The following is a 19,890-nucleotide window of genomic DNA, read 5'->3' as shown; positions in this document are numbered from 1 at the left end:
GGCTGTCAGAACGTCGCTAGGGAAGAGAAACGAACAAACCAGAGATTAAAAACAAGGCAATCGACGGCGGGGTTTTTCCTCGGACGATCAAAAAGCCATCACATCGTCTCTGGTTTCCAATGCGAGAGGCATCCGTGACTACTGAAGCACTAGAGCCGAACCGCCGGGATTTCTTGGTGGTTGCTGGTAACGCGTTCGCCGCTGTCGGCGCCGCGTCGCTTCTTTGGCCCTTCATTCAGCAGATGAATCCCGACGCGAGCACGAAAGCGCTTTCGTCTGTCGAGATCGATCTGTCTCCGGTGAAAGAAGGTCAGGCCATAACGGCGATGTGGCGCGGCAAACCGATCTTCATTCGCAACCGAACGAAGGCGGAGATCGAATCGGCGGTGGACGTCGACGTCAAAAAACTCCCCGACGATAACGCGCGCAACGAAGGCCTCACAGGCGACCCGCCTGCGACCGATGCCAACCGCACGGTCAAAGGCCACGAAAACTGGATCGTGCTCATCGGCATCTGCACGCATCTCGGCTGCATCCCGAAGGGGCAGGCGATGGGCGACGAGCGCGGCGAGTACGGCGGCTGGTTCTGCCCGTGCCACGGATCGACCTACGATACGTCGGGGCGCATTCGTAAGGGGCCGGCACCACGCAATCTCGAGGTGCCGCCTTATGCGTTCGAAACAAATACAAAAATAAAAATCGGTTAGGGGGAGAGCGCAAATGGGAGGCTCGACCTCTAGGTACGTTCCGACGTCGCGCTGGGGCAAATGGTTCGATGAGCGGTTGCCCATCGCGCGCATGGTGAACGACAGTTTCGTCGATTATCCGACGCCGCGGAACTTGAACTATCTCTGGACGTTCGGCGGCATCTTGACGGTCTGCCTTCTCGCGCAGATCGCCACTGGCGTCGTCCTCGCCATGCACTATCAGCCGAGCGATGTTGCGGCCTTCAATTCCATCGAGCACATACGGCGCGATGTGAATTACGGATGGATGCTGCGCAACCTGCACTCCGTCGGCGCGTCGATGTTCTTTCTCGCCGTCTTCATCCATATCTTCCGCGGCTTCTACTATGGCTCATACAAGGCGCCGCGCGAGGTGCTTTGGATTCTCGGCGTCATCATCATGCTGTTGATGATGGCAACGGCGTTCATGGGATACACGCTGCCGTGGGGCCAGATGAGCTTCTGGGGCGTGACCGTCATCACCAACCTCTTTTCCGCGCTCGACACGATCTATAACGGCCTCGGCACGGCGGTCGTCGAATGGCTGTGGGGCGGGTACGCGGTTTCGGGCGTGACGCTCAATCGCTTCTTCGCGCTGCATTACCTTCTGCCGTTCGTGCTGACCGGCGTCGTCGGCCTGCACATCTGGGCGCTGCACGTCGTCGGGCAAAACAATCCGACCGGCCTCGATATCAAGCAGCCGTCCGATACCGTGCCGATGCATCCTTATGCGACGGCGAAAGATTCCGTCGGGATCTTCGCGTTCCTGATCATCTTCGCGTGGTTCGCGTTTTTCGTGCCGGATTATCTCGGGCATGCGGACAACTACGTGGAAGCCAATCCGCTGGTGACGCCGCCGCACATCGTGCCTGAATGGTATTTCCTGCCGTTCTACGCGATCCTGCGGGCCTTCACGAGCTCGTTCCTGGGCATTCCGCTCGGGCAATACGCGAAGCTTTGCGGCGTCATCGCGATGTTCTCGGCGGTGATCATCATCGCGTTCGCGCCGTGGCTCGATACATCGCGCGTGCGTTCGGCGAAGTACCGGCCGATCTTCAAATGGTTCTTCTGGTTCTTCGTCTTTACATGCGTGGCGCTGGGTTATCTCGGCTCAAAGCCTGCCGAGGGCATCTACGTCACCGCGGCGCAGATCTTCACGGTCTGCTACTTCCTGTTCTTCCTCGTGGTGATGCCGGTCGTCGGCCTCATCGAAACGCCGAAGCGGTTGCCGCGCTCGATCACGGAAGACGTGCTGAGCAAAGGCGGTGGTTCCGGCCTGCCGACGGGAGCGACTGCTGCTCCTGAAGCGCGCTGAGGGGGATAGAACCATGAAAAAGCATTTCTCTCTCACTCTGTTGCCCCTCATCGCCCTGACCGCTGCGATCGGCAGCGTATCGGCCGAGGAAGCGGCTCATCCGGAAATCGAGCGGCAGAAGTGGTCGTTCAGCGGATTCACGGGCCAATTCGACAAGGCACAGCTCCAGCGTGGCTTCCAGGTCTACAAGGAAGTCTGCTCGAACTGTCATGGCCTGAAGCGGCTTTCGTTCCGTAATCTGGTGCAGCCGGGCGGTCCGGAATTTCCGGAAGCTTCGGTGAAGGAACTGGCGGCGGCTTGGCCGAACCAGATCACCGACGGGCCGAACGACGAAGGCAAGATGTTCGAGCGGCCGCCGTTGCTCTCCGATCCGATCCGGGGCCCGTATCATAACGACCAGGAAGCGCGCTCGGTTCAGAACGGTGCGCTGCCGCCCGATCTCTCGCTCATCGCGAGGGCTCGCGACAGCCATCGGGATGCGAGCTGGTACATCCATCCGTTCCTGATGCTCGGCGACATTCTGAATGCCTATCAGGAAGGTGGCGCGAACTATGTGTACGCCCTTCTGACGGATTATTCGGACCCGCCGGCCGACTTCAAGTTGACGGACGGCAAATACTACAACAAGGCGTTTCCGGGTCATCAGATCAGCATGCCGCCGCCGCTGGCGGACGGCGCCGTCGCCTATCAGGACGGTACTCCTCCAACGCTCGACAACTATTCCCGGGACGTTGTCGCATTTCTGTCATGGGCCGCTGACCCGTCGCTCGATCAGCGTAAGCGGATCGGATGGCAGGTCATCCTATTTCTGATCGTCACAACCGTGCTGCTCTACCTCGGTAAAAAGCGAATCTGGGTCAACATCAAACATTGAGCCCGGACGCTTGTGACGATTTGCAAACTAAGAAAGCCTCGCTTGCGGGGCTTTTTTTCTTTTAATTGTCGCGACCGGTCGGGGACAGGGAGATCAGCGAGTATGACGGCTACGGTTCTGGGCATTGTGGGCGGCAGTGGCTTTTATCATCTGCCGGGTCTCGCCAATCCTGAGTGGAAGGCGATCGAGAGCCCTTGGGGCACGCCGTCGGATGAGGTGCTGTTTGCAGACATCGACGGGCTGCCGATCCGCTTTCTGCCGCGGCACGGGCGCGGCCATAAGCTGTCGCCGAGCGGCATCGATTATCGCGCGAACATCGACGTATTGAAGCGGGCGGGCGTGACCGATCTCATTTCCGTCTCGGCCTGCGGATCGCTCAAGAAGAAGTACAAGCCCGGCGATTTCGTGCTTCCCGACCAGTTCATCGACCGGACGTTCGCGCGCGAGAAATCATTCTTCGGCAACGGCTGCGTGGCGCACGTCGCGATGGGCGATCCGATCAGCCCGCTATTGTTCAAGGCGCTCGAGAAGGCGGCCAAGCACGAGAAGATCGAAGTTCATAGCGGTGGCACCTATCTGGCGATGGAAGGGCCGCAGTTCTCGACGCGCGCCGAGAGCAATCTCTACCGGTCCTGGGATTGCGATGTCATCGGCATGACCAACATGCCGGAGGCCAAGCTCGCTCGCGAGGCTGAGCTCTGCTACGCGAGCGTGGCGATGGTGACCGATTACGATTGCTGGCACGACGATCACGGCGACGTCGATGTGGCGGCGATCCTGGTAGTGATGAAGGACAATACCGAGAAGGCGCAGCGGCTCGTTGCGCGGTTGGCGCGTGATTTTCCGCGCGAGCATCCGGCCTGTCCGATCGGCTCCGATCGCTCGCTGGAGGTGGCGATCATCACGCCGCCCGAGGCTCGCGATCCGGAGCTTCTCAAGAAGCTAAAGGCGGTTGCCGGCCGCGTTCTGTTCTAAGGTTGGCCGCTGGCGCTCAATTCGGGAAGCTGATCAGGATCTTCATCTTGATCAGGGCGGGAAAGAGCGCCTGCAGAGCTGCGCCCATCACCCAGAGGACAGCGCCGAGCAGCAAGAGCGCCGGAATGCTCGCGATCACCGCCTTCAAAAAGAAGGTGACGAGATCGACGAACGGCACATCGAAGCGGCGCACCGAAGCGGGAATGGGCTGCACGTCGTCGCCTGTGTCGGGGTCGCCCGTCTCATAGGTGTGGGGCCGGGGGCTCATGCGACGGTCGGCTACGCCCATCGGCAAGGTCGGCGCCGCAGCGCGCTCTTGAGCGGCACGTTCGCGTGCCTCTCTGGCGCGGGCTTCCTTTTCGCGGCGGAACGTTCTCGGCAGGTCTTCGCCGTCATCCGAAAGCGGGTCGAATTCGGGTTCGGCCATTGCGGAGGGGCCTTGGGCTGCCATCGCGAAGTCCTTCAAGGGAGTGTCATAAGCTTGCGCCGAATCATTCAGCACATGCGCGTTGCTCTAAAACTACCTAGAAGTAATAGATATTGCTATTTTGCGCCGTCAATTTGGCGGGAGTGAGCCACGTGAAGAACCTAGACGGCCTTGAAGAACTCATCCGAACGATCCCCGATTATCCCAAGCCGGGCATCATGTTCCGGGACATCACTACGCTGCTCGCCGACCCCATAGGGCTCAAAAAGGCCATCAAGGGGATGGCGAAGCCGTTCGAGGACGGCAAAGTCGATGCGGTTGCGGGGATCGAGGCGCGAGGCTTCATCCTCGGGGGCGCCATCGCCGATCGTCTGGAATGCGGTTTCATTCCGATCCGGAAGAAGGGCAAGCTGCCGTGGAAGACCATCGGGCAGGAGTATACGCTCGAGTACGGTGTCGACGTGATCGAGATTCACGAGGATGCCGTCGAGAAGGGCGCGCGCGTGCTCATCGTCGATGACCTCATTGCGACAGGCGGCACGGCTGAGGCTGCCGTGAAACTCATTCAGCGCTCGGGTGGAAACGTCGTCGGCGCGACCTTCATCGTGGATCTTCCGGATCTTGGCGGCGTGCAGCGGCTCACCGCTCTCGGTATCCCGCATCATGCACTCGTCGCGTTCGGAGGGCACTAGGGATTCCCATTGGACCTGCCAAAGGAACATCTGACTGAGGCGCTGGATCGGATCGCAGCCTGGCGCACCGATCCGGACTCAGCGCAGGCATGCCCCGTATGCGGAGCATCTGGCGTCGAGATCATCGATCGCTCGGTGCGGCCGTATTCGGAATGGTATGCATTGAAGTGTGCGCAGTGCGGTCTTGATGCCACCCTTCATATTCCGTTACCGGGGGCTCCTGCGTACTGAGCATGGCGAACGAGGCCCCCGAAATCGTTCTGCTGCCGGGTCTCGATGGGACGGGCGAGCTGTTCGATCGGATCGTTCCTCACCTTGCACGCCATTTCACGGTGACCGTTGTCCGCTATCCGCCGGATCCGACGCTCGGATACGCGGGATATGTCGAGCTGGTTCGGCATAAAATCGGCAGCAGGCCGGTCTACGTGCTGGGTGAATCCTTCTCCGGACCGGTCGCGGTTTTGATCGCGGGGCAACTCGGTGCGCAGGTGCAGGGAATTGTGCTCGCCGCCACGTTCGTCAAGAATCCGTGGCCCTCTTGGTTCATTCGCAGATGCGCGCGCGTTCACCCGCTGGCGACGCCGCGAAACTTAAGGGATGCCATGCTCATGGGAGCCTACGGGGACCCGGAGCTTCGGAGCAAGGTCGAGACAATCGTTCAAGGTCTGTCGCTTCCGGTGCGAGCGGCCCGGCTTCGAGCCGTGGCGGGTGTTGACGTCACAGCGGATTTTATGCGCCTCAGCTGTCCCATCCTGGCACTTCATGGCCGCTCCGATTGGCTGGTGAGCAAATCGCGCATGCAGAAAGTCATCGGCGAAAAAGGCCGGTCGCGGATGATCGTCTTTCCGGCGGCTCATATGCTACTGCAGACGCAAGCGGCGGCGGCTGCGACCGAAATCATAGAATTCACGAAATCAGCGGCGGAGGAGAACTATGAAGCTTGATGGAGTGTCCTCGCGCACGATCTGGCTCGAAGCCGATGGGTGGTCAGCCGGCATCATCGATCAGACGGTGCTGCCGCATAAGCTTGTGCGATTGACTCTCAAGACGGTTGAGGAGGCGGCGCACGCCATCAAATCCATGCAGGTGCGCGGCGCGCCGTTGATCGGTGTGACCGCGGCTTATGGCGTCGCGCTCGCCATGCGCAACGATCCGTCGGATGCGAATCTTGCACACACGGTGAAGTTTCTCGGCGAACAGAGACCCACGGCTGTCAACCTGCGCTGGGCGCTCGAAGATCTTCGGGCGACACTTGCTCCGCTTCCGGCAAAGTCGCGGGCGGAGGCTGCTTATGCGCGCGCGGGCGAACTGGCGGAGGACGATGTCGAGACGTGCCGTCGGATCGGGGTCAACGGGCTGCGGCTCATCAAGGATATTGCGGATAAGAAGGGCGGTCGCCCGGTCAACGTGCTTACGCACTGCAACGCGGGATGGCTCGCGTGCGTCGATTGGGGAACGGCCACGTCGCCGATCTATCACGCGCACGATGCTGGCATTCCGGTTCACGTCTGGGTCGACGAAACGCGGCCGCGCAATCAGGGCGCAGCGCTGACTGCGTTCGAGCTTCTGCAACACGGCGTTCCCCATAGCCTCATCGCCGATAACGCGGGCGGGCACTTCATGCAGCGCGGCGATGTCGATCTCGTCATTGTCGGGACGGACCGGGTGACGGCCAATGGCGACGTCGCCAACAAGATCGGGACCTATTTGAAGGCGCTGGCGGCGAAGGATACGGGCGTTCCGTTTTACGTCGCCCTGCCTTACTCCACGATCGATTGGCGGACGGACGAGGGTGCGGATATTCCGATCGAAGAACGGAGCGAAGACGAGGTGCTGCGCGTGCAGGGCAAGCTCGCGAATGGTGACGTCGGATCTGTGCTCATTGCGGCGGACGGGACGCGTGCGCGCAATCCGGCCTTCGACGTGACGCCCGCGCGGCTCGTTACAGGGTTCATTACCGAGCGCGGTATTTGCCCGGCTTCGCGCGAAGGACTTGTGTCTCTTTATCCCGAGCAGACGAGCGCAGCGGCGTGACGGGCGTGACGGGCGTGACGGGCGTGAAGCGGGTCAGCGAAAAAGCATTGAGGAAAGAGGTCATCGCGACGGCTCTGTCGATGAGCCGTTCGGGGTTGACAGCTGGGCGATCGGGCAATGTCTCGTGCCGTTTTGAGGATGGGATGCTTATCACGCCATCGGGCAAGCGTTACGAAGAGACGGAGCCGGAAGACATCGTCTTCGTCGCGGCAGACGGCAGTGTTCCGAAGGCGCAGGCGAAGCCCTCGAGCGAATGGCATTTTCATTTGGCCGCCTACCACGCGCGTCCGGACCGCAGCGCTGTCGTGCATACTCATTCGACGCATGCGACCGTTCTTGCTTGCGCCCATAAACCAATTCCGGCGTTTCACTACATGGTGGCGGTTGCAGGCGGAAAAGACATTCCGTGCGTGCCCTACGCGACATTCGGGACGGAAGAGCTTGCGCGGCATGTTGCTGCGGGACTTAAGGATCGCGACGCCTGCCTTATGGCCAATCACGGCCAAATTGCGCTTGGCAAATCGCTCAGTTACGCTCTCGAACTTGCCATTGAAGTGGAAGTTCTGGCGGAGCAGTATTACAAGGTCATGAGCACCGGCGCAGAGCATCTGCTCAGCGATGACGAAATGCGAAAAGTCGTCGAAAAATTCAAGAGTTACGGCAAGAACACAGAACTAGACTAGGCGGACAATCGGTCTAGGGCGTCACATTGCAATTTGGAACGCCTATAAGATTGTCTTATAAGAATTTCCTGAAAAAAAGATTGGAGACGAAAGTTTTTCTGATCTAGGTCGTTTGAGTTTCCTCCAGGAAGGACTTTTCACGATGAGCGACACTAAGAAACTGACAACAACCGCCGGCGCGCCCATAGCCGACAACCAGAATTCGCTGTCAGCAGGGCCGCGCGGCCCGCTGCTCATGCAGGACTATCAGCTGCTCGAAAAGCTTGCGCACCAGAACCGCGAGCGTATCCCCGAGCGTACGGTTCACGCCAAGGGCTGGGGCGCATTCGGCACGCTGACGATCACCGGCGATATCTCGAAGTACACCAAGGCCGCGGCACTGCAGCCGGGTGCCAAGACCGAGATGTTGCTGCGCTGCTCGACGGTGGCCGGTGAACTCGGCGCCGCCGACGCGGAGCGCGACGTCCGCGGCTTTGCGATCAAGTTCTACACCAGCGAAGGCAATTGGGATCTCGTCGGTAACAACACGCCGGTGTTTTTCGTTCGCGATCCTTACAAGTTCCCGGATTTCATTCACACGCAGAAGCGGCATCCGAAGACGAACATGCGTTCGCCGACGGCGATGTGGGATTTCTGGTCGCTTTCGCCGGAAAGCCTGCATCAGGTGACGATCCTGATGTCGGATCGCGGTCTTCCGACCGACATTCGCCACATCAACGGCTACGGCTCGCACACTTACTCGCTCATCAACGCGAAGAACGAGCGCGTGTGGGTGAAATTCCACTTCAAGACCATGCAGGGCCACAAGCACTGGACGAACAAGGAAGCGGCCGAGGTCGTCGGTCATACCCGTGAGTCAACCCAGGAAGACCTGTTCACCTCGATCGAGAAGGGCGACTTCCCGAAGTGGAAGGTTCAGGTCCAGATCATGCCGGAGTCCGATGTCGGCAAGCACTGGTACAACCCATTCGACCTCACCAAGGTTTGGCCGCACGGCGATTATCCGCCGATCGATATCGGCGTGATGGAGTTGAACCGCAATCCGGAGAACTACTTCGCCGAAATCGAGCAGGCGGCGTTCTCGCCGTCCAACATCGTACCGGGCATCGGCTTCTCGCCCGACAAGATGCTGCAGGCGCGTATCTTCTCGTATGCGGACGCGCACCGCTATCGCCTCGGCACGCACTACGAACATCTGCCCGTGAACGCGCCGAAGTGCCCGGTTCATCACTATCACAAGGATGGTCCGATGAACTTCTTCGGTCAGCAGACCGGAGTGACCGACGCCTATTACGAGCCGAACTCGTTCAACGGTCCGGTCGAAGACAAGTCGGCTCTGGAACCGCCGTTGGCGATTTCGGGCGATGCCGAGCGCTATAACCACCGCGACGGCAACGACGATTATCGTCAGGTGACGGCGCTGTTCAATCTGTTCAACAAAGATCAGAAAGCTCGCCTCTTCAACAACATCGCGGAAGCGATGTGGGGCATTCCGGATTTCATCGCCGAGCGTCAGCTCGGGCACTTCAAGAAGGTGCATCCGGATTACGAGGCAGGCGTGCGTGCAGCTCTCGAGCACATGACGCGTCAGAAGGCTTCGGAGACCGCCCAGCAGCAGAAGATGCCGCAAGGCGCGCAAGCTGCCGAGTAAGCGGACGTCTCCACTGCAGACAATGAAAAAGGCCCCGCTCGATGCGGGGCCTTTTTTGTTCAGTGAGCTTCCTATCACGACTTCTTGCAACTTCTGAAGTGTTGCGGCGTTGCTCTGGCAGCGCTCAATGTAAGTAATGAGGAGGAGCGGTCATGCCGCGTGGTGATAAATCGAGCTACACATCCAAGCAAAAACGCCAGGCCGAACACATCGAAGAAGGCTACGAGAAGCGTGGCGTCCGGAAGGGTCAAGCTGAAAGGCGCGCCTGGGCTACAGTTAACAAGGAAACCGGCGGCGGCAAGAAGACCGGTTCGGGCCGCGGTAAGAAGGTGTCGACGGCATCTTCGCGCCGGGGCGGCAAGATCGGCGGGAAGGTTGCTGCCTCGCGTTCTACTGCTGCTCGCAAAGCCTCGGCCACGCGTGCCGCAGCAGCCCGCAAACGTTCGGCGGCGCGTCCAACGGCAGCCGCTCGGAAGACGGTTGCGACGCGTTCTACAGCTGCCCGGAAAGCCTCTGCGAAGAAAGCCGCCGCGACGCGAAAGCGGCGTGCGAGTTAAGCTGCAGCGATAATTATTCGGCCGCGCGGACGTACGGCTCGACTTTGCCTTTGAGCTTCAGAGTCATGGGGCGGCCGGCGCGATCCTTGGCGTTGCCGGCTGCGACGCGGATCCAGCCTTCGCTCACGCAATATTCCTCGACGTTCGTCTTCTCGACGCCGTTGAAGCGGATGCCGATGTCGCGCTTCAGGACTTCTTCGTTGAAGTAGGGGCTTTTCGGATCGTTGCTGAGCCGGTCGGGAAGCTCGGTGGACATGGCTATTGACCCCTAGTTCGCAAATCTGAAGTGCATGACGTCGCCATCCTGGACGACGTATTCCTTGCCTTCGAGGCGCATTTTTCCAGCTTCCTTCGCGCCCGTTTCGCCGTTGCCCGCGACGTAGTCGGCGAAGGCGATGGTTTCGGCGCGGATGAAGCCCTTCTCGAAGTCGGTATGGATGACGCCGGCGGCCTGCGGAGCCTTGGTGCCGCGTGTGATGGTCCAGGCGCGGGCTTCCTTCGGCCCGACCGTGAAGTACGTCACGAGATCGAGGAGGCTGTAGCCGGCGCGGATGAGGCGGTTGAGGCCAGCTTCTTCCAGGCCCATTTCGGCGAGAAACGCGTCGCGGTCTTCGGGTGCGAGGCCGGAGAACTCGCTTTCAATCTTCGCGGAGATGACGACGACAGCAGCGCCTTCGGCCTTGGCGCGCTCTTCGACCTGTTTGGAATAGGCGTTGCCGTTCGCCGCGGCGGTTTCTTCGACGTTGCAGACGTAGACGACGGGCTTCGACGTCAGGAGTTGCAGCGCGCGGAAAGCGGGCATCTCTTCCGGCGTCATCTTGGCGAGGCGCGCAGGCTTGCCTTCGCGGAGGAGCTGCAAGGGCTTCTCCATGACGGCGTATTGCGCCTTGGCTTCCTTGTCGCCGGTCTTCGCCTTCTTCTCGATCTGCGAGATGCGCTTCTCGAGGCTTTCGAGATCGGCAAGCATCAGCTCGGTTTCGACGACGTCGGCGTCGGCGAGCGGATCTATGCGGTTCTCGACGTGGGTGACGTCTTCATCGACGAAGCAGCGGAGCACGTAGGCAACGGCATCGACTTCGCGGATGTGGGAAAGAAACTTGTTGCCGAGGCCTTCGCCCTTCGAGGCGCCGCGCACGAGACCTGCGATATCGACGAACGTCAGACGCGTCGGAATGATCTCTTTGCTGCCTGCGATCTTTGCCAGCGTGTCGAGACGGTCGTCCGGAACGGCGACCTCGCCGACGTTGGGTTCAATCGTGCAGAATGGATAGTTCGCTGCCTCTGCTTGCGCAGTTTGCGTCAGCGCGTTGAAGAGGGTCGACTTGCCGACGTTCGGCAGGCCGACGATGCCGCATTTGAAGCCCATGGAGGGGAAATATCCGGTTGAGTTGAGGCCTGTGGGTTAAGCGAGCGGCGGCCTAATGTGAAGCCTTAACGGCTGCTTCTGCGGCCCTATGGCTCACCGCGTGAATTTCGTAAACGCAAAAGCTGAATAGCGCGAAGGGGCGGGCAGGTTCGTCGTGTAGGACAGTGCCTCGGCGAGCGCTTCGGAAATGTGCGTACCCTGATCGACTTGGCGCACCGCGATAACGATGAATGGGCGTTGCCAGCTGGTGTCGGTATCTTCGCAATCGGCGCAGGGGTCGACGTAGCGTCCGAGGTTCAGCGTCCACATCGGAATGCGTTCACCGAGAGCTTCCTGGACCCATTGCGCTGTCCGAGCGGCGCGCTCTGCGCCTCGCTGTTCCTCGCGCTCGACTTCGCCTTCCTGGCTCGCGAGCCCGACCGCGATTAGGCCGCGCGCGGAACCCAGTCCCTCGCGGAGTTGGGGCGCCAGAACTTCATCCTGGATCTCCTCCGGCGACAGACGGCGGTCGTCCTTTGCAAGTTCGGTCGTCGAGCCGCGCACCCAGCCGTAGTTCTTGGTGAGGACGACGACGTCGAACAGCGCGTGGCGTCCGGCCCGGTCGGTGCCTTCGATGGGGAACACGAGCGTGCGGTCGTTCCAGCGCTTGGCGAGGATGCGGCGGACGCCGGTTTTGTCCTTGTCGGCGGCGTTATAGGCGTCCCAGCCGACGGCGCCAAAAACGCCGACCGTGAACAAGAGGATGAGCGCGCCAATAACCGTCTGGAACGTGCCACTCGTATGTGGACCGTTCGAATAGCTCTCTTCCTGATATTCGGACATGACCCTCAACCCCCACGACCCTGACGCGTGCGTGAAGAAACGATCACGAGCCTCCGTCGCCCGATTTTCGCGCCCCCAGCCATTTTTTCAAGTTCTCGGCCAATGCGGACTGTCGTTTGGAGGCGCGTTCACCTGCGGGGTGTGGCCCTGATGCCTGCTTTTTGGGGGCGCGCGGCTCTTCATCCCGGGATGGGCGTTCGGCTTTACGCGCCGGAGCTTCAGGTTCGTCCTGGCTCAGGCGTGCAACGTCGCTCAAGAAGCGCGCGTCGTCGCCTTTGGCGAGGTAGCCCGCGGCGTCCGCGACGGCGTCGAGTATGATGGTGACCCACTCGCGGTCGGATTTCGCGAAGTCGTTCAGGACGTGATGGATGACGACGTCCTTCGAGCCCGGATGGCCGATGCCGAGGCGCACGCGCTTGTACTCGTTTTCGATATGCGCGGAGATCGAGCGAAGGCCATTGTGGCCGGCGTTGCCGCCGCCGGTTTTCACTTTCACCTTGCCGGGCGCGAGATCGAGCTCGTCGTGAAAAACGTAGACGTCGTCGAGGGGAATTTTGAGAAAGCGCTGGGCTTCACCGACCGAGCGGCCGCTTTCGTTCATGTAGGTTTCGGGCTTCAGAAGCGTGATGCGTTCGCCGCCGATCGAGCCTTCAGAGGCGAGGCCCTGGAACTTCTTTCGCCATGGGCCGAAGCCGTGGCGCTCGGCGATGCGATCGACCGCCATGAAACCGATGTTGTGGCGGTTGGCGCGATATTTCTCGCCAGGATTACCAAGTCCGACGAAGAGCTTCATTTTTGGTGGCGCCTTCCGACTTGCCTCCGGCAAGCCGGCCGGAAGGCGCGCGCTTCGCGAAGGTATTTGTAATGCGCTTGGCGACTCCCCTGCGGGGAGCCGGCCGCCGGACCCGCGCCTTTCGGCGGCGGGTGCGCGACCCGAGAGAGACCGGCGCGATGCGAAGATCGCGCCGGTTCGTGATTGTCTTACTTCTTGGCTGCGGGCTTGGCAGCGGGTGCTGCCTTGGCGGCCGGAGCCGCCTTGCCGCCAGCGGCAGGAGCGGCCTTCGCGCCGGCTGCAGGAGCTGCACCCTTGGCGTCGGCGGCCGGTGCGGCAGCACCAGCGGCAGCGGTCGCGGTCGCGGCTTCGTCTTCACCCTTGAGCGCGCCTGCGATCGTTGCGATCGTGAAGTCGCGGTTCTTGATGACAGGCGAAACGCCTTCCGGCATCGACACTTCCGAGATGTGGATCGAACGGCCGATTTCCATGCCTTCGAGGTTGATCTCGAAGAAGCGCGGGATCTTGTCGTAAGGGCAGTACACTTCGACATCGTGACGCACGATGTTGAGCACGCCGCCGCGCTTCAGGCCGGGCGACTGTGTTTCATTGACGAAGTGCATCGGGATCGAAACGCGGATGACGCCATCCTTGCCGACGCGCTGGAAGTCGACGTGGAGGGGGGTATCGCGTACGGGATCGACCTGCACGTCGCGGGCAAGCACGATGTGCTTCTTGCCTTCGACGTCGAGCTCGATAGCCGTCGAGGTGAAGTGGCCACGAAGGACCTGCTTCCAGAGCTCGTTGTATTCGAGGTTGATCTGTTCCGAGGGTTCGTGGTTGCCGTAAATGACGGCAGGCACATTTCCATCGCGGCGAGCTTGGCGTGCGGCCCCCTTGCCGGCACGCGGGCGCGCCGTAGCCTTGAGCGTGATGAGCTCAGACATGGCATCGTCTCCGAGTGTTGTGGCTCAACTGCCTATCAGAAGAGCCAAATAGCCGCGTACCGGCCTCCAAGGGTGCCGGGCGGCGTCTCAGGAAGGTCTTCATGAGATTGCGCGTGTATACCCGGGGTTCGGCATACGCGCAACGGCCCAAACACGGCGATTGCGCCCATACAAGGCTACGGGAAGCGGGCGGTCCCGCTGGAAAGTTGCCGCGAAAATCAGCATATTAGGGCCGGATTTGGCTGGCGAGCAATTATTGCCCCGTGAAGGCGGGTTACGGAGATGCCCGGAGTGATGGCCAAAAAGCCTACGAAGCGCCGCAGCGCGGCCGACCAGGACAAGATCATTGTCGAGGCGCTTAGAGGTGTGGGCCGGCCCGTCAGCGCTTATGAACTTATCGAGGAGGTCCGCGGCAAGGGCGTCAGCGCCCCGCCGACCGTTTACCGGGCCCTACAGCGTCTCATCGAGGATGGCCTCGCCCATCGGCTCGAAAGCCTTAACGCCTTCGTCGCGTGCGATCATCCGCACCATCACGGAAAGGCTGTGTTCGCCATTTGCGATTCCTGCGGCGCCGTTAAGGAATTCGACAATCCGGCGGCCGTCAAAAGCCTGCAGGCCTGGGCCGGGAAGAACGATTTCAAGGTGCGGTCGATGACGATGGAGATTCGCGGCCGCTGCGGCGACTGCACGGCCGGAACCCGGGCCGAGCGCAACGGCTGATACTCTGGGTTTTGCGATGGCGCGCAGCGACGTCCGCGCGCCCTCTGACAGGTGTCAGTAAAAGAGGCTCGAGACGCTTTCTTCGCGGCTCGTTCTCAGGATCGCTTCGCCGATCAGCGGCGCGATCGAGATCACCCGGATATTCTTCGCTGCCCTGACGGCCTCGGTCGGAAGGATCGAGTCGGTGATGACGAGCGATTTCAGTCGCGAATTCTGGATGCGGCTGACGGCGCCGCCCGAGAGCACGGCGTGCGAGATGTAAGCCGATACTTCCGTCGCGCCGTTCTTGAGCAAGGCCTCGGCCGCGTTGACGAGCGTTCCGCCTGAATCGATGATGTCGTCGATGAGAACGCAGCGCTTGCCGTCGACTTCGCCGATGACGTTCATCACTTCGCTTTCGCCTGGACGTTCGCGGCGCTTATCGCAAATCGCGATTGGTGCTCCGATGCGCTTTGCGAGAGCACGGGCGCGGACGACGCCGCCGACGTCCGGCGAGACGACGACGATGTCGTCAGTGCTGCCGTAGTGCTCTTCGATATCGCGCGTCATGACGGGCGCGGCGAAGAGGTTGTCGGTCGGGATGTCGAAGAAGCCCTGGATCTGTCCGGCGTGCAGGTCGAGCGTCAGAACGCGGTCGGCGCCCGCGCGCTCGATGAGGTTGGCGACGAGCTTCGCGGAGATGGGCGTTCGCGGGCCGGGCTTGCGATCCTGCCGGGCGTAGCCGAAGTAGGGAATGACGGCGGTGATCCGGCGCGCTGACGAACGTTTCAGCGCGTCAAGCAGGATCAGCAATTCCATGAGGTTGTCGTTCGCGGGGAACGACGTCGACTGGATGACGAAGACATCCTGGCCGCGGACATTCTCCTGGATCTCGACGAAGATCTCCATGTCCGCAAAACGCTTCACTTGGCCTTTGGCCATAGGAAGCTTCAGATAAGAACAGATAGCGTCGGCAAGCGGCCGGTTACTGTTTCCCGCGACAATCTTCACGCCCAGCTTTCCCCGGCCATCCAAACTTCGAGCGTCAACCTTGGCATCAAAAGGCATTTGCGCTCCAAAGTCTCGTTTAAGCGCGGGCTTGTAGCAATTGGGCCCGGACAGTTCAACTGTCCGGGCCCAATGTTGTCATCGTTACGATGCTTTAGGGTGATATCGCGCACAGTTTACTTAATCTGTGCTCTTCGCCGGTAAAAGCTTGATAATTCCTTGTGCGGCAGCCGCTGCGGCCGCGTCGGCGGTCTTGCCCCAAGAGCCGTCGAGCGAGCCCTGCGGTACTTCGTTCTTCTGCGACACAGTGCCGAGCTTCTTGCCGGTGGGGTCGATGACGTTCCAGTCGATCTGGATCGGCTGCTTGCCGTCCTTGCTCTGGCCCATCGCGACTTTGCCTTCGACTTTGTAGGCCTGGGCATTCGGTACACTCGAGAGAGCCAAGCCACTCTTGGTCAGCTCGCGCTGGATGGCCGTCGTCAGCGTGGAGCTGCCGTCGCCGGGCGCGCCCGTCACCATCGGCACGATCGCCGTGATCGGTCCCGATGTCGAGATGCTGCCGGTCGTCGGTGCGAGCGGCGGTGCGTTGGACGCCGTCGGATAGGACGGGCTCGGCGCCGGGCCTGCGTTATTCGAGGCGACAACGGTCGAAGGTGCACCGGGCGTTGCAGGGGTATTGGCTGCGACGGGAACGCTTGCGCTCGTCGCCAACCAGCTTGCGATCTGTTTCGAGGTCTTATCGGCAATGCTTTGCACGACGGGCGGCGTGACTGAGGCCCAGGGGTCTTTACCGGCCCCGCCGATCATTTCTTCGCCCGTGATGCGATGGACGCGCTTTCCGGCCTGATCCGTAATATCCCAGATGTAGGAGATCTTGGCCTTCGTCTTTTCGCGGGCCGCTACGATGTAGCCACGCACGACGTATTCGCCCGTCGCGTTGTTTGCGGTTGCAACCTGAATACCGTCACGGCCGATCGACGAGGCGAGCTGCGATTGCAGATCGCGAGCCACGTTATCAGGCGAGCCGATGACTGGCGCGATCTGAATTTTCGCCGTCTGTGCGGCGACCGGTGTTGCCGGCGGAAGGGTGAGCGAAGCTTGGGGTGCGTTGCCGCCACCGCTCAAGATGTTCGACGCCGACTCGCAGCCGCCTAGTCCCATCGTGGCGACGGCGGCCAAAAGCACCGGCCCGATCATCCGTAGACGCGTTCTGCGCTCACGCGCACGTGCAAACCAAAAGGTCGTCAATGGACGTCCCCCCTTATCCAACCGCGACTTCCCGGCGGCCGGAAAACGCTACTCCCGCGGCCTGAACTCCCCTGAAAACTACCGGAACTGACCTTATCCCTCTAGATCAGCCTTTGACTGCCCGTCCAGATGGCAGCCCGGCGAAACTGTTGTCAGGTCGTGTAAACGTAGGTGTTGCCTCGGCATTGGCTGTGGATTGTGCACTTACGTCACGACGATGGCAGAGATTTGTCGGCCGTAATCCGCTTCCCCGCGACGAGTTTTACGCCGGTAGCTGAAGAAAAGCGATTCGTTCTCACAGGTGCAGAGCGATAGGTTCTCGGTATTACTAACGCCCGCATATGCAAGCCGGCTCATAACAAATCCCGAAAGATCGAAATGCGGCCTGGCATTATCGGCGGTTCGCTTGAAGAAGCGGGCGTATGCCGGATCGCGCGACAGGAAGGCGGCTTCGAATTCGGGCCCGACCTCGTAGGCTGCCTGACCGATGCAGGGGCCGACCGCTGCCGCGATGCGCTCACGTCGAGCACCAAGCCGCTCCATTTCGCGAACGGCGCTATCGACGATTCCGTTGAGCGCGCCGCGCCAGCCTGCATGGGCGGCGGCGACGACGCCGGCCTCACCGTCGGCGAGGAGAACGGGGGTGCAATCGGCTGTCAGCACGCCGATGACGAGCCCTGGCGTTCTCGAGACGACGGCGTCGGCGTGGGGAAGGGCGTCGCGCGATGGCGCCTCCGTGACTTCGAATGCGGTCGTGCCATGCTCCTGATAGAGCGTGACGACGCCAGAACCGAATTTCAATTCGTTGCCGCAGAGGTGCAATCCGATGCGCCGACGGTTCTCAAGAACGAGCGCTTTATCATCGTTCGAGCCGATGCCGCAGTTGAGGCTCTCGTAGAGGCCGGTTGAGACGCCGCCTGCGCGTGTGAAAAATCCGTGACGAATGCCGGCGACCGCGTGCAGGGTTCGCGCTTCGATCGGTTTGAGCGTCATTCTGCGCTGACCTTCATTACGTTGATCACATCGATCCGGGCGCATCGCTCGTCACGCGGGCGGCGCTGAAACCCGGGAGCGAGGGCAAGCCGGGCGAACGGGCGGCGAGAACCTTGAAACGCGAGCCCATTCCATTCGGCGCCAAGAGCCGCGCGACGCCCATCTCGATTTCACCGGCGCGCGCTGGGTTTGCCGACATCAAGCGCGATGCCCTTTCGACGATGCCGAGGGCGCCGAGAAATTCCGCCTGGGTGACGGGACCATCAAGAACGAAGCCCGCGCGGTGCAGCGTGGAGGCCAGATCATAGAAATTGACGTGAACCGTTAGGTCGGCTTCGCCGGGCGAGGTCAGAGGCGATTCATACTTGTGTTCGCGGACGGCCTGCAGCGTGTCGCCTGCTGCGGGTGTCGTGTGACCGTAATCGATCGTCAGAAATGCGACGGGGCCGCGCTCGGCGAGGGCTTTCAGGGCTTCCGCGAGCTGGTCGAGGCGCTGGGACTCGATGACCGTTCCTGGCGGCGCATTCGGCAGAAGTGCTTCGAACGCTTCGTGCGGGCAGTTTCTGTCGATGCCCGCGAATTGCAGTTCGCCCATTGCATCGAGCGTGACACCACGGATGTGCCAGCCGGAAGCCGTCTTGACCCACTGCGCGACGGGCCAGGCATCGAGGAATTCATTGGCGAAGATGATGGCGGGCGGATTGAATTCATCGAGTTCGCGCCCCCAGCTCAGCGCGCTTTGGAAGTCTGTGAGTGTTGCGCTTTGGATTTCGGCGAGGGCGTCGCTGCCTTCCACCAGATGGACACGCACGACATTTGCAAAACCCGGAACTATGCGTGCGGCGCGGAGCACGTCGCGCATCATCGTGCCGCGTCCGGGGCCGTATTCCACAAGCGTGACGGGATTGGGTGCGCCGAGCACGCCCTGCCAGACGACGCCCGCCCACACGCCGATCAGTTCGCCGAAAACCTGGCTGATATCGGCTGCGGTGATGAAGTCGCCGGCGGCGCCGAACACCGGCCGCGTCCGGTAGTAGCCGTAGTCCGGGTCCCAAAGGCAGATCGACATGTAGGTCTGGACCGTCATCGGCCCGTCGCGGCGGATTCTCTCCTTGATCCGCCGGGACAGCGGCGTATCGCGACGCAATCCAGTTTCTACGGTCACACGACGGCCTTTCCGGCAGCGTTGTTCCGGTTCGCAGTCCAGATCATATAGATGCCGAGCAACAGCATGGGCAGGCAATAGACTTGTCCCGCGGTAAAGGGACCGATGTTCAAGATGTGATCGGGTTCGGGTTCGCGGAAGAACTCGCAGATGCCGCGGGCGATCGCGTACCAGACGAGCCAGATGCCGGTCGTCAGGCCCGGACGCTTCAACGCAAACAGATGATGGGTTGCGAACCTTATGATGATGAACATCACGAGGCCTTCGAGCAGAGCTTCATAGAGTTGGCTCGGATGGCGCGGGTTTTCTCCGCCATTCGGAAAGACCATGCCGACATAGGCGTCGGTCACGCGGCCCCAATGCTCCGAGTTGATGAAATTGGCGACGCGGCCGAAGAAGATGCCGATCGGTACGGCGGCACAGCAGAGGTCCATGACCGAGCGTGCGTTGACCTTATAGACGCGGGCGAAGAGCAGGATCAGCAGCGCGGATGCGATGAGCGCGCCATGGAAGCTCATCCCGCCTTTCCAGACTTTGAGGATCTCTCCCGGGTTCGCAAAGTAGAAGTCGGGGTCGTAGAGCAGAACCTGCCCGAGGCGGCCGCCGATGATGACGGCTGCCGTCATAAAGAGCAGAAGGTCGTCCACGCGCTCCAGCGTCATCGGGGCCTTGTCTCCCCGCCAGAGCTTCGGCGTCGAGATCAGGCGACGGACATACAGCCAGCCGAGCAGAAGCCCGGACATGTAGGCGAGGCCGTACCACTTGACCGATATGGGGCCGAACTCGATCGCGATGGGGTCGATATTGGGGTAGGTCAGAAGGGCGAGAGGTGTCATCGGCGCTCCGAGCGAGGTTCGGCAATTGGCCGTATCAAGGCCCTGAGAAAGCCTGACTGCGAAGCGTTGTTTGGGAACCCCTGAGCAAAGTCAAGCGGGCA

The 19,890-nt window shown here is 61.2% G+C and carries 22 protein-coding genes; 11 read left to right on the top strand and 11 right to left on the bottom strand.

Translation table 11 applies throughout. The features are described 5' to 3' along the window. Positions 1-119 precede the first annotated feature (119 nt). The 4 genes from petA to G359_RS15980 all read left to right on the top strand — a co-directional run bounded on the left by petA (position 120) and on the right by G359_RS15980 (position 3,889). On the top strand, positions 120-707 hold the full coding sequence (gene petA / locus G359_RS15995; RefSeq protein WP_045836928.1) for a ubiquinol-cytochrome c reductase iron-sulfur subunit: 588 nt from the start codon (positions 120-122) through the stop codon (positions 705-707). Positions 708-720: 13 nt separating this feature from the next. Next, positions 721-2,040 (top strand): cytochrome b, encoded by a 1,320-nt coding sequence (locus tag G359_RS15990; RefSeq protein WP_045836927.1) that lies wholly within the window; start codon positions 721-723, stop codon positions 2,038-2,040. 13 nt (positions 2,041-2,053) lie between these two features. Then, positions 2,054-2,914 carry a cytochrome c1 gene (locus G359_RS15985; protein ID WP_045836926.1) on the top strand — a complete coding sequence of 287 codons (861 nt, stop codon included), beginning with the start codon at positions 2,054-2,056 and terminating at the stop codon, positions 2,912-2,914. Positions 2,915-3,016: 102 nt separating this feature from the next. Then, a complete protein-coding gene (locus G359_RS15980; protein ID WP_045836925.1) occupies positions 3,017-3,889 on the top strand; it encodes an S-methyl-5'-thioadenosine phosphorylase in 873 nt (290 codons plus the stop codon). A gap of 16 nt (positions 3,890-3,905) precedes the next feature. On the opposite strand, the gene G359_RS15975 is transcribed toward G359_RS15980, so the two are convergent. Continuing rightward, positions 3,906-4,340 carry a hypothetical protein gene (locus G359_RS15975; protein ID WP_045838117.1) on the bottom strand — a complete coding sequence of 145 codons (435 nt, stop codon included), beginning with the start codon at positions 4,338-4,340 and terminating at the stop codon, positions 3,906-3,908. A 128-nt stretch (positions 4,341-4,468) separates the two neighbouring features. Between G359_RS15975 and G359_RS15970 the strand changes: the two genes are divergently transcribed. From G359_RS15970 to G359_RS15945, 6 genes are all read left to right on the top strand, one after another. Continuing rightward, positions 4,469-5,008, top strand: a complete 540-nt coding sequence (locus tag G359_RS15970; protein ID WP_045836924.1) for an adenine phosphoribosyltransferase — start codon at positions 4,469-4,471, stop codon at positions 5,006-5,008. Between the two features lie 233 nt (positions 5,009-5,241). Beyond that, the gene (locus tag G359_RS15965; RefSeq protein WP_045836923.1) at positions 5,242-5,952 is read left to right on the top strand and encodes an alpha/beta fold hydrolase; all 711 of its coding nucleotides are present in this window, start codon (positions 5,242-5,244) and stop codon (positions 5,950-5,952) included. Further along, positions 5,942-7,042, top strand: a complete 1,101-nt coding sequence (gene mtnA, locus G359_RS15960) for an S-methyl-5-thioribose-1-phosphate isomerase (protein ID WP_045836922.1) — start codon at positions 5,942-5,944, stop codon at positions 7,040-7,042. The genes G359_RS15965 and mtnA overlap by 11 nt, the downstream gene beginning before the upstream one ends. After that, entirely contained in the window at positions 7,039-7,725 is a 687-nt protein-coding gene (locus G359_RS15955; RefSeq protein WP_256363865.1) for a class II aldolase/adducin family protein, read from the top strand. Before mtnA ends, G359_RS15955 begins: the two co-directional genes overlap by 4 nt. A 142-nt stretch (positions 7,726-7,867) precedes the next feature. Beyond that, a complete protein-coding gene (locus G359_RS15950; protein WP_045838115.1) occupies positions 7,868-9,376 on the top strand; it encodes a catalase in 1,509 nt (502 codons plus the stop codon). A 152-nt stretch (positions 9,377-9,528) separates the two neighbouring features. Then, positions 9,529-9,933 carry a hypothetical protein gene (locus G359_RS15945; protein WP_045836921.1) on the top strand — a complete coding sequence of 135 codons (405 nt, stop codon included), beginning with the start codon at positions 9,529-9,531 and terminating at the stop codon, positions 9,931-9,933. Between the two features lie 13 nt (positions 9,934-9,946). On the opposite strand, the gene G359_RS15940 is transcribed toward G359_RS15945, so the two are convergent. The 5 genes from G359_RS15940 to G359_RS15920 form a co-directional block, all read right to left on the bottom strand. Continuing rightward, entirely contained in the window at positions 9,947-10,189 is a 243-nt protein-coding gene (locus tag G359_RS15940) for a DUF3297 family protein (protein WP_045836920.1), read from the bottom strand. 12 nt (positions 10,190-10,201) lie between these two features. Then, positions 10,202-11,299, bottom strand: coding sequence for a redox-regulated ATPase YchF (gene ychF, locus G359_RS15935; RefSeq protein WP_045836919.1), 1,098 nt, complete (start codon positions 11,297-11,299; stop codon positions 10,202-10,204). 93 nt (positions 11,300-11,392) lie between these two features. Next, the gene (locus G359_RS15930) at positions 11,393-12,121 is read right to left on the bottom strand and encodes a hypothetical protein (RefSeq protein WP_045836918.1); all 729 of its coding nucleotides are present in this window, start codon (positions 12,119-12,121) and stop codon (positions 11,393-11,395) included. Positions 12,122-12,164: 43 nt separating this feature from the next. Then, entirely contained in the window at positions 12,165-12,914 is a 750-nt protein-coding gene (pth, locus tag G359_RS15925; protein ID WP_045836917.1) for an aminoacyl-tRNA hydrolase, read from the bottom strand. A 188-nt stretch (positions 12,915-13,102) separates the two neighbouring features. Then, a complete protein-coding gene (locus G359_RS15920) occupies positions 13,103-13,840 on the bottom strand; it encodes a 50S ribosomal protein L25/general stress protein Ctc (RefSeq protein WP_045836916.1) in 738 nt (245 codons plus the stop codon). Positions 13,841-14,134: 294 nt separating this feature from the next. Between G359_RS15920 and G359_RS15915 the strand changes: the two genes are divergently transcribed. Then, entirely contained in the window at positions 14,135-14,560 is a 426-nt protein-coding gene (locus tag G359_RS15915) for a Fur family transcriptional regulator (RefSeq protein ID WP_045836915.1), read from the top strand. Positions 14,561-14,614: 54 nt separating this feature from the next. On the opposite strand, the gene G359_RS15910 is transcribed toward G359_RS15915, so the two are convergent. The 5 genes from G359_RS15910 to lgt all read right to left on the bottom strand — a co-directional run bounded on the left by G359_RS15910 (position 14,615) and on the right by lgt (position 19,789). Then, positions 14,615-15,550, bottom strand: a complete 936-nt coding sequence (locus G359_RS15910) for a ribose-phosphate pyrophosphokinase (RefSeq protein ID WP_045838114.1) — start codon at positions 15,548-15,550, stop codon at positions 14,615-14,617. Positions 15,551-15,727: 177 nt separating this feature from the next. Next, the gene (locus G359_RS15905) at positions 15,728-16,795 is read right to left on the bottom strand and encodes a RodZ family helix-turn-helix domain-containing protein (RefSeq protein WP_245280064.1); all 1,068 of its coding nucleotides are present in this window, start codon (positions 16,793-16,795) and stop codon (positions 15,728-15,730) included. Positions 16,796-16,999: 204 nt separating this feature from the next. Then, a complete protein-coding gene (pgeF, locus tag G359_RS15900; protein WP_045836913.1) occupies positions 17,000-17,788 on the bottom strand; it encodes a peptidoglycan editing factor PgeF in 789 nt (262 codons plus the stop codon). 25 nt (positions 17,789-17,813) lie between these two features. Continuing rightward, positions 17,814-18,953: a class I SAM-dependent methyltransferase gene (locus tag G359_RS15895; RefSeq protein WP_052699412.1), complete on the bottom strand. Its 1,140-nt coding sequence runs from the start codon at positions 18,951-18,953 to the stop codon at positions 17,814-17,816. Next, complete coding sequence (lgt, locus tag G359_RS15890; RefSeq protein ID WP_045836912.1) at positions 18,950-19,789, bottom strand: prolipoprotein diacylglyceryl transferase; 840 nt, start codon at positions 19,787-19,789, stop codon at positions 18,950-18,952. Before lgt ends, G359_RS15895 begins: the two co-directional genes overlap by 4 nt. Between the last annotated feature and the right edge of the window lie 101 nt (positions 19,790-19,890).

This window comes from Hyphomicrobium sp. 99, from assembly GCF_000384335.2.
In the GTDB taxonomy this organism is placed as follows: Bacteria; Pseudomonadota; Alphaproteobacteria; order Rhizobiales; family Hyphomicrobiaceae; genus Hyphomicrobium_B.
Note: the sequence above shows the minus strand (reverse complement) of the source record. Positions and strands in the feature narration are given on the sequence as shown.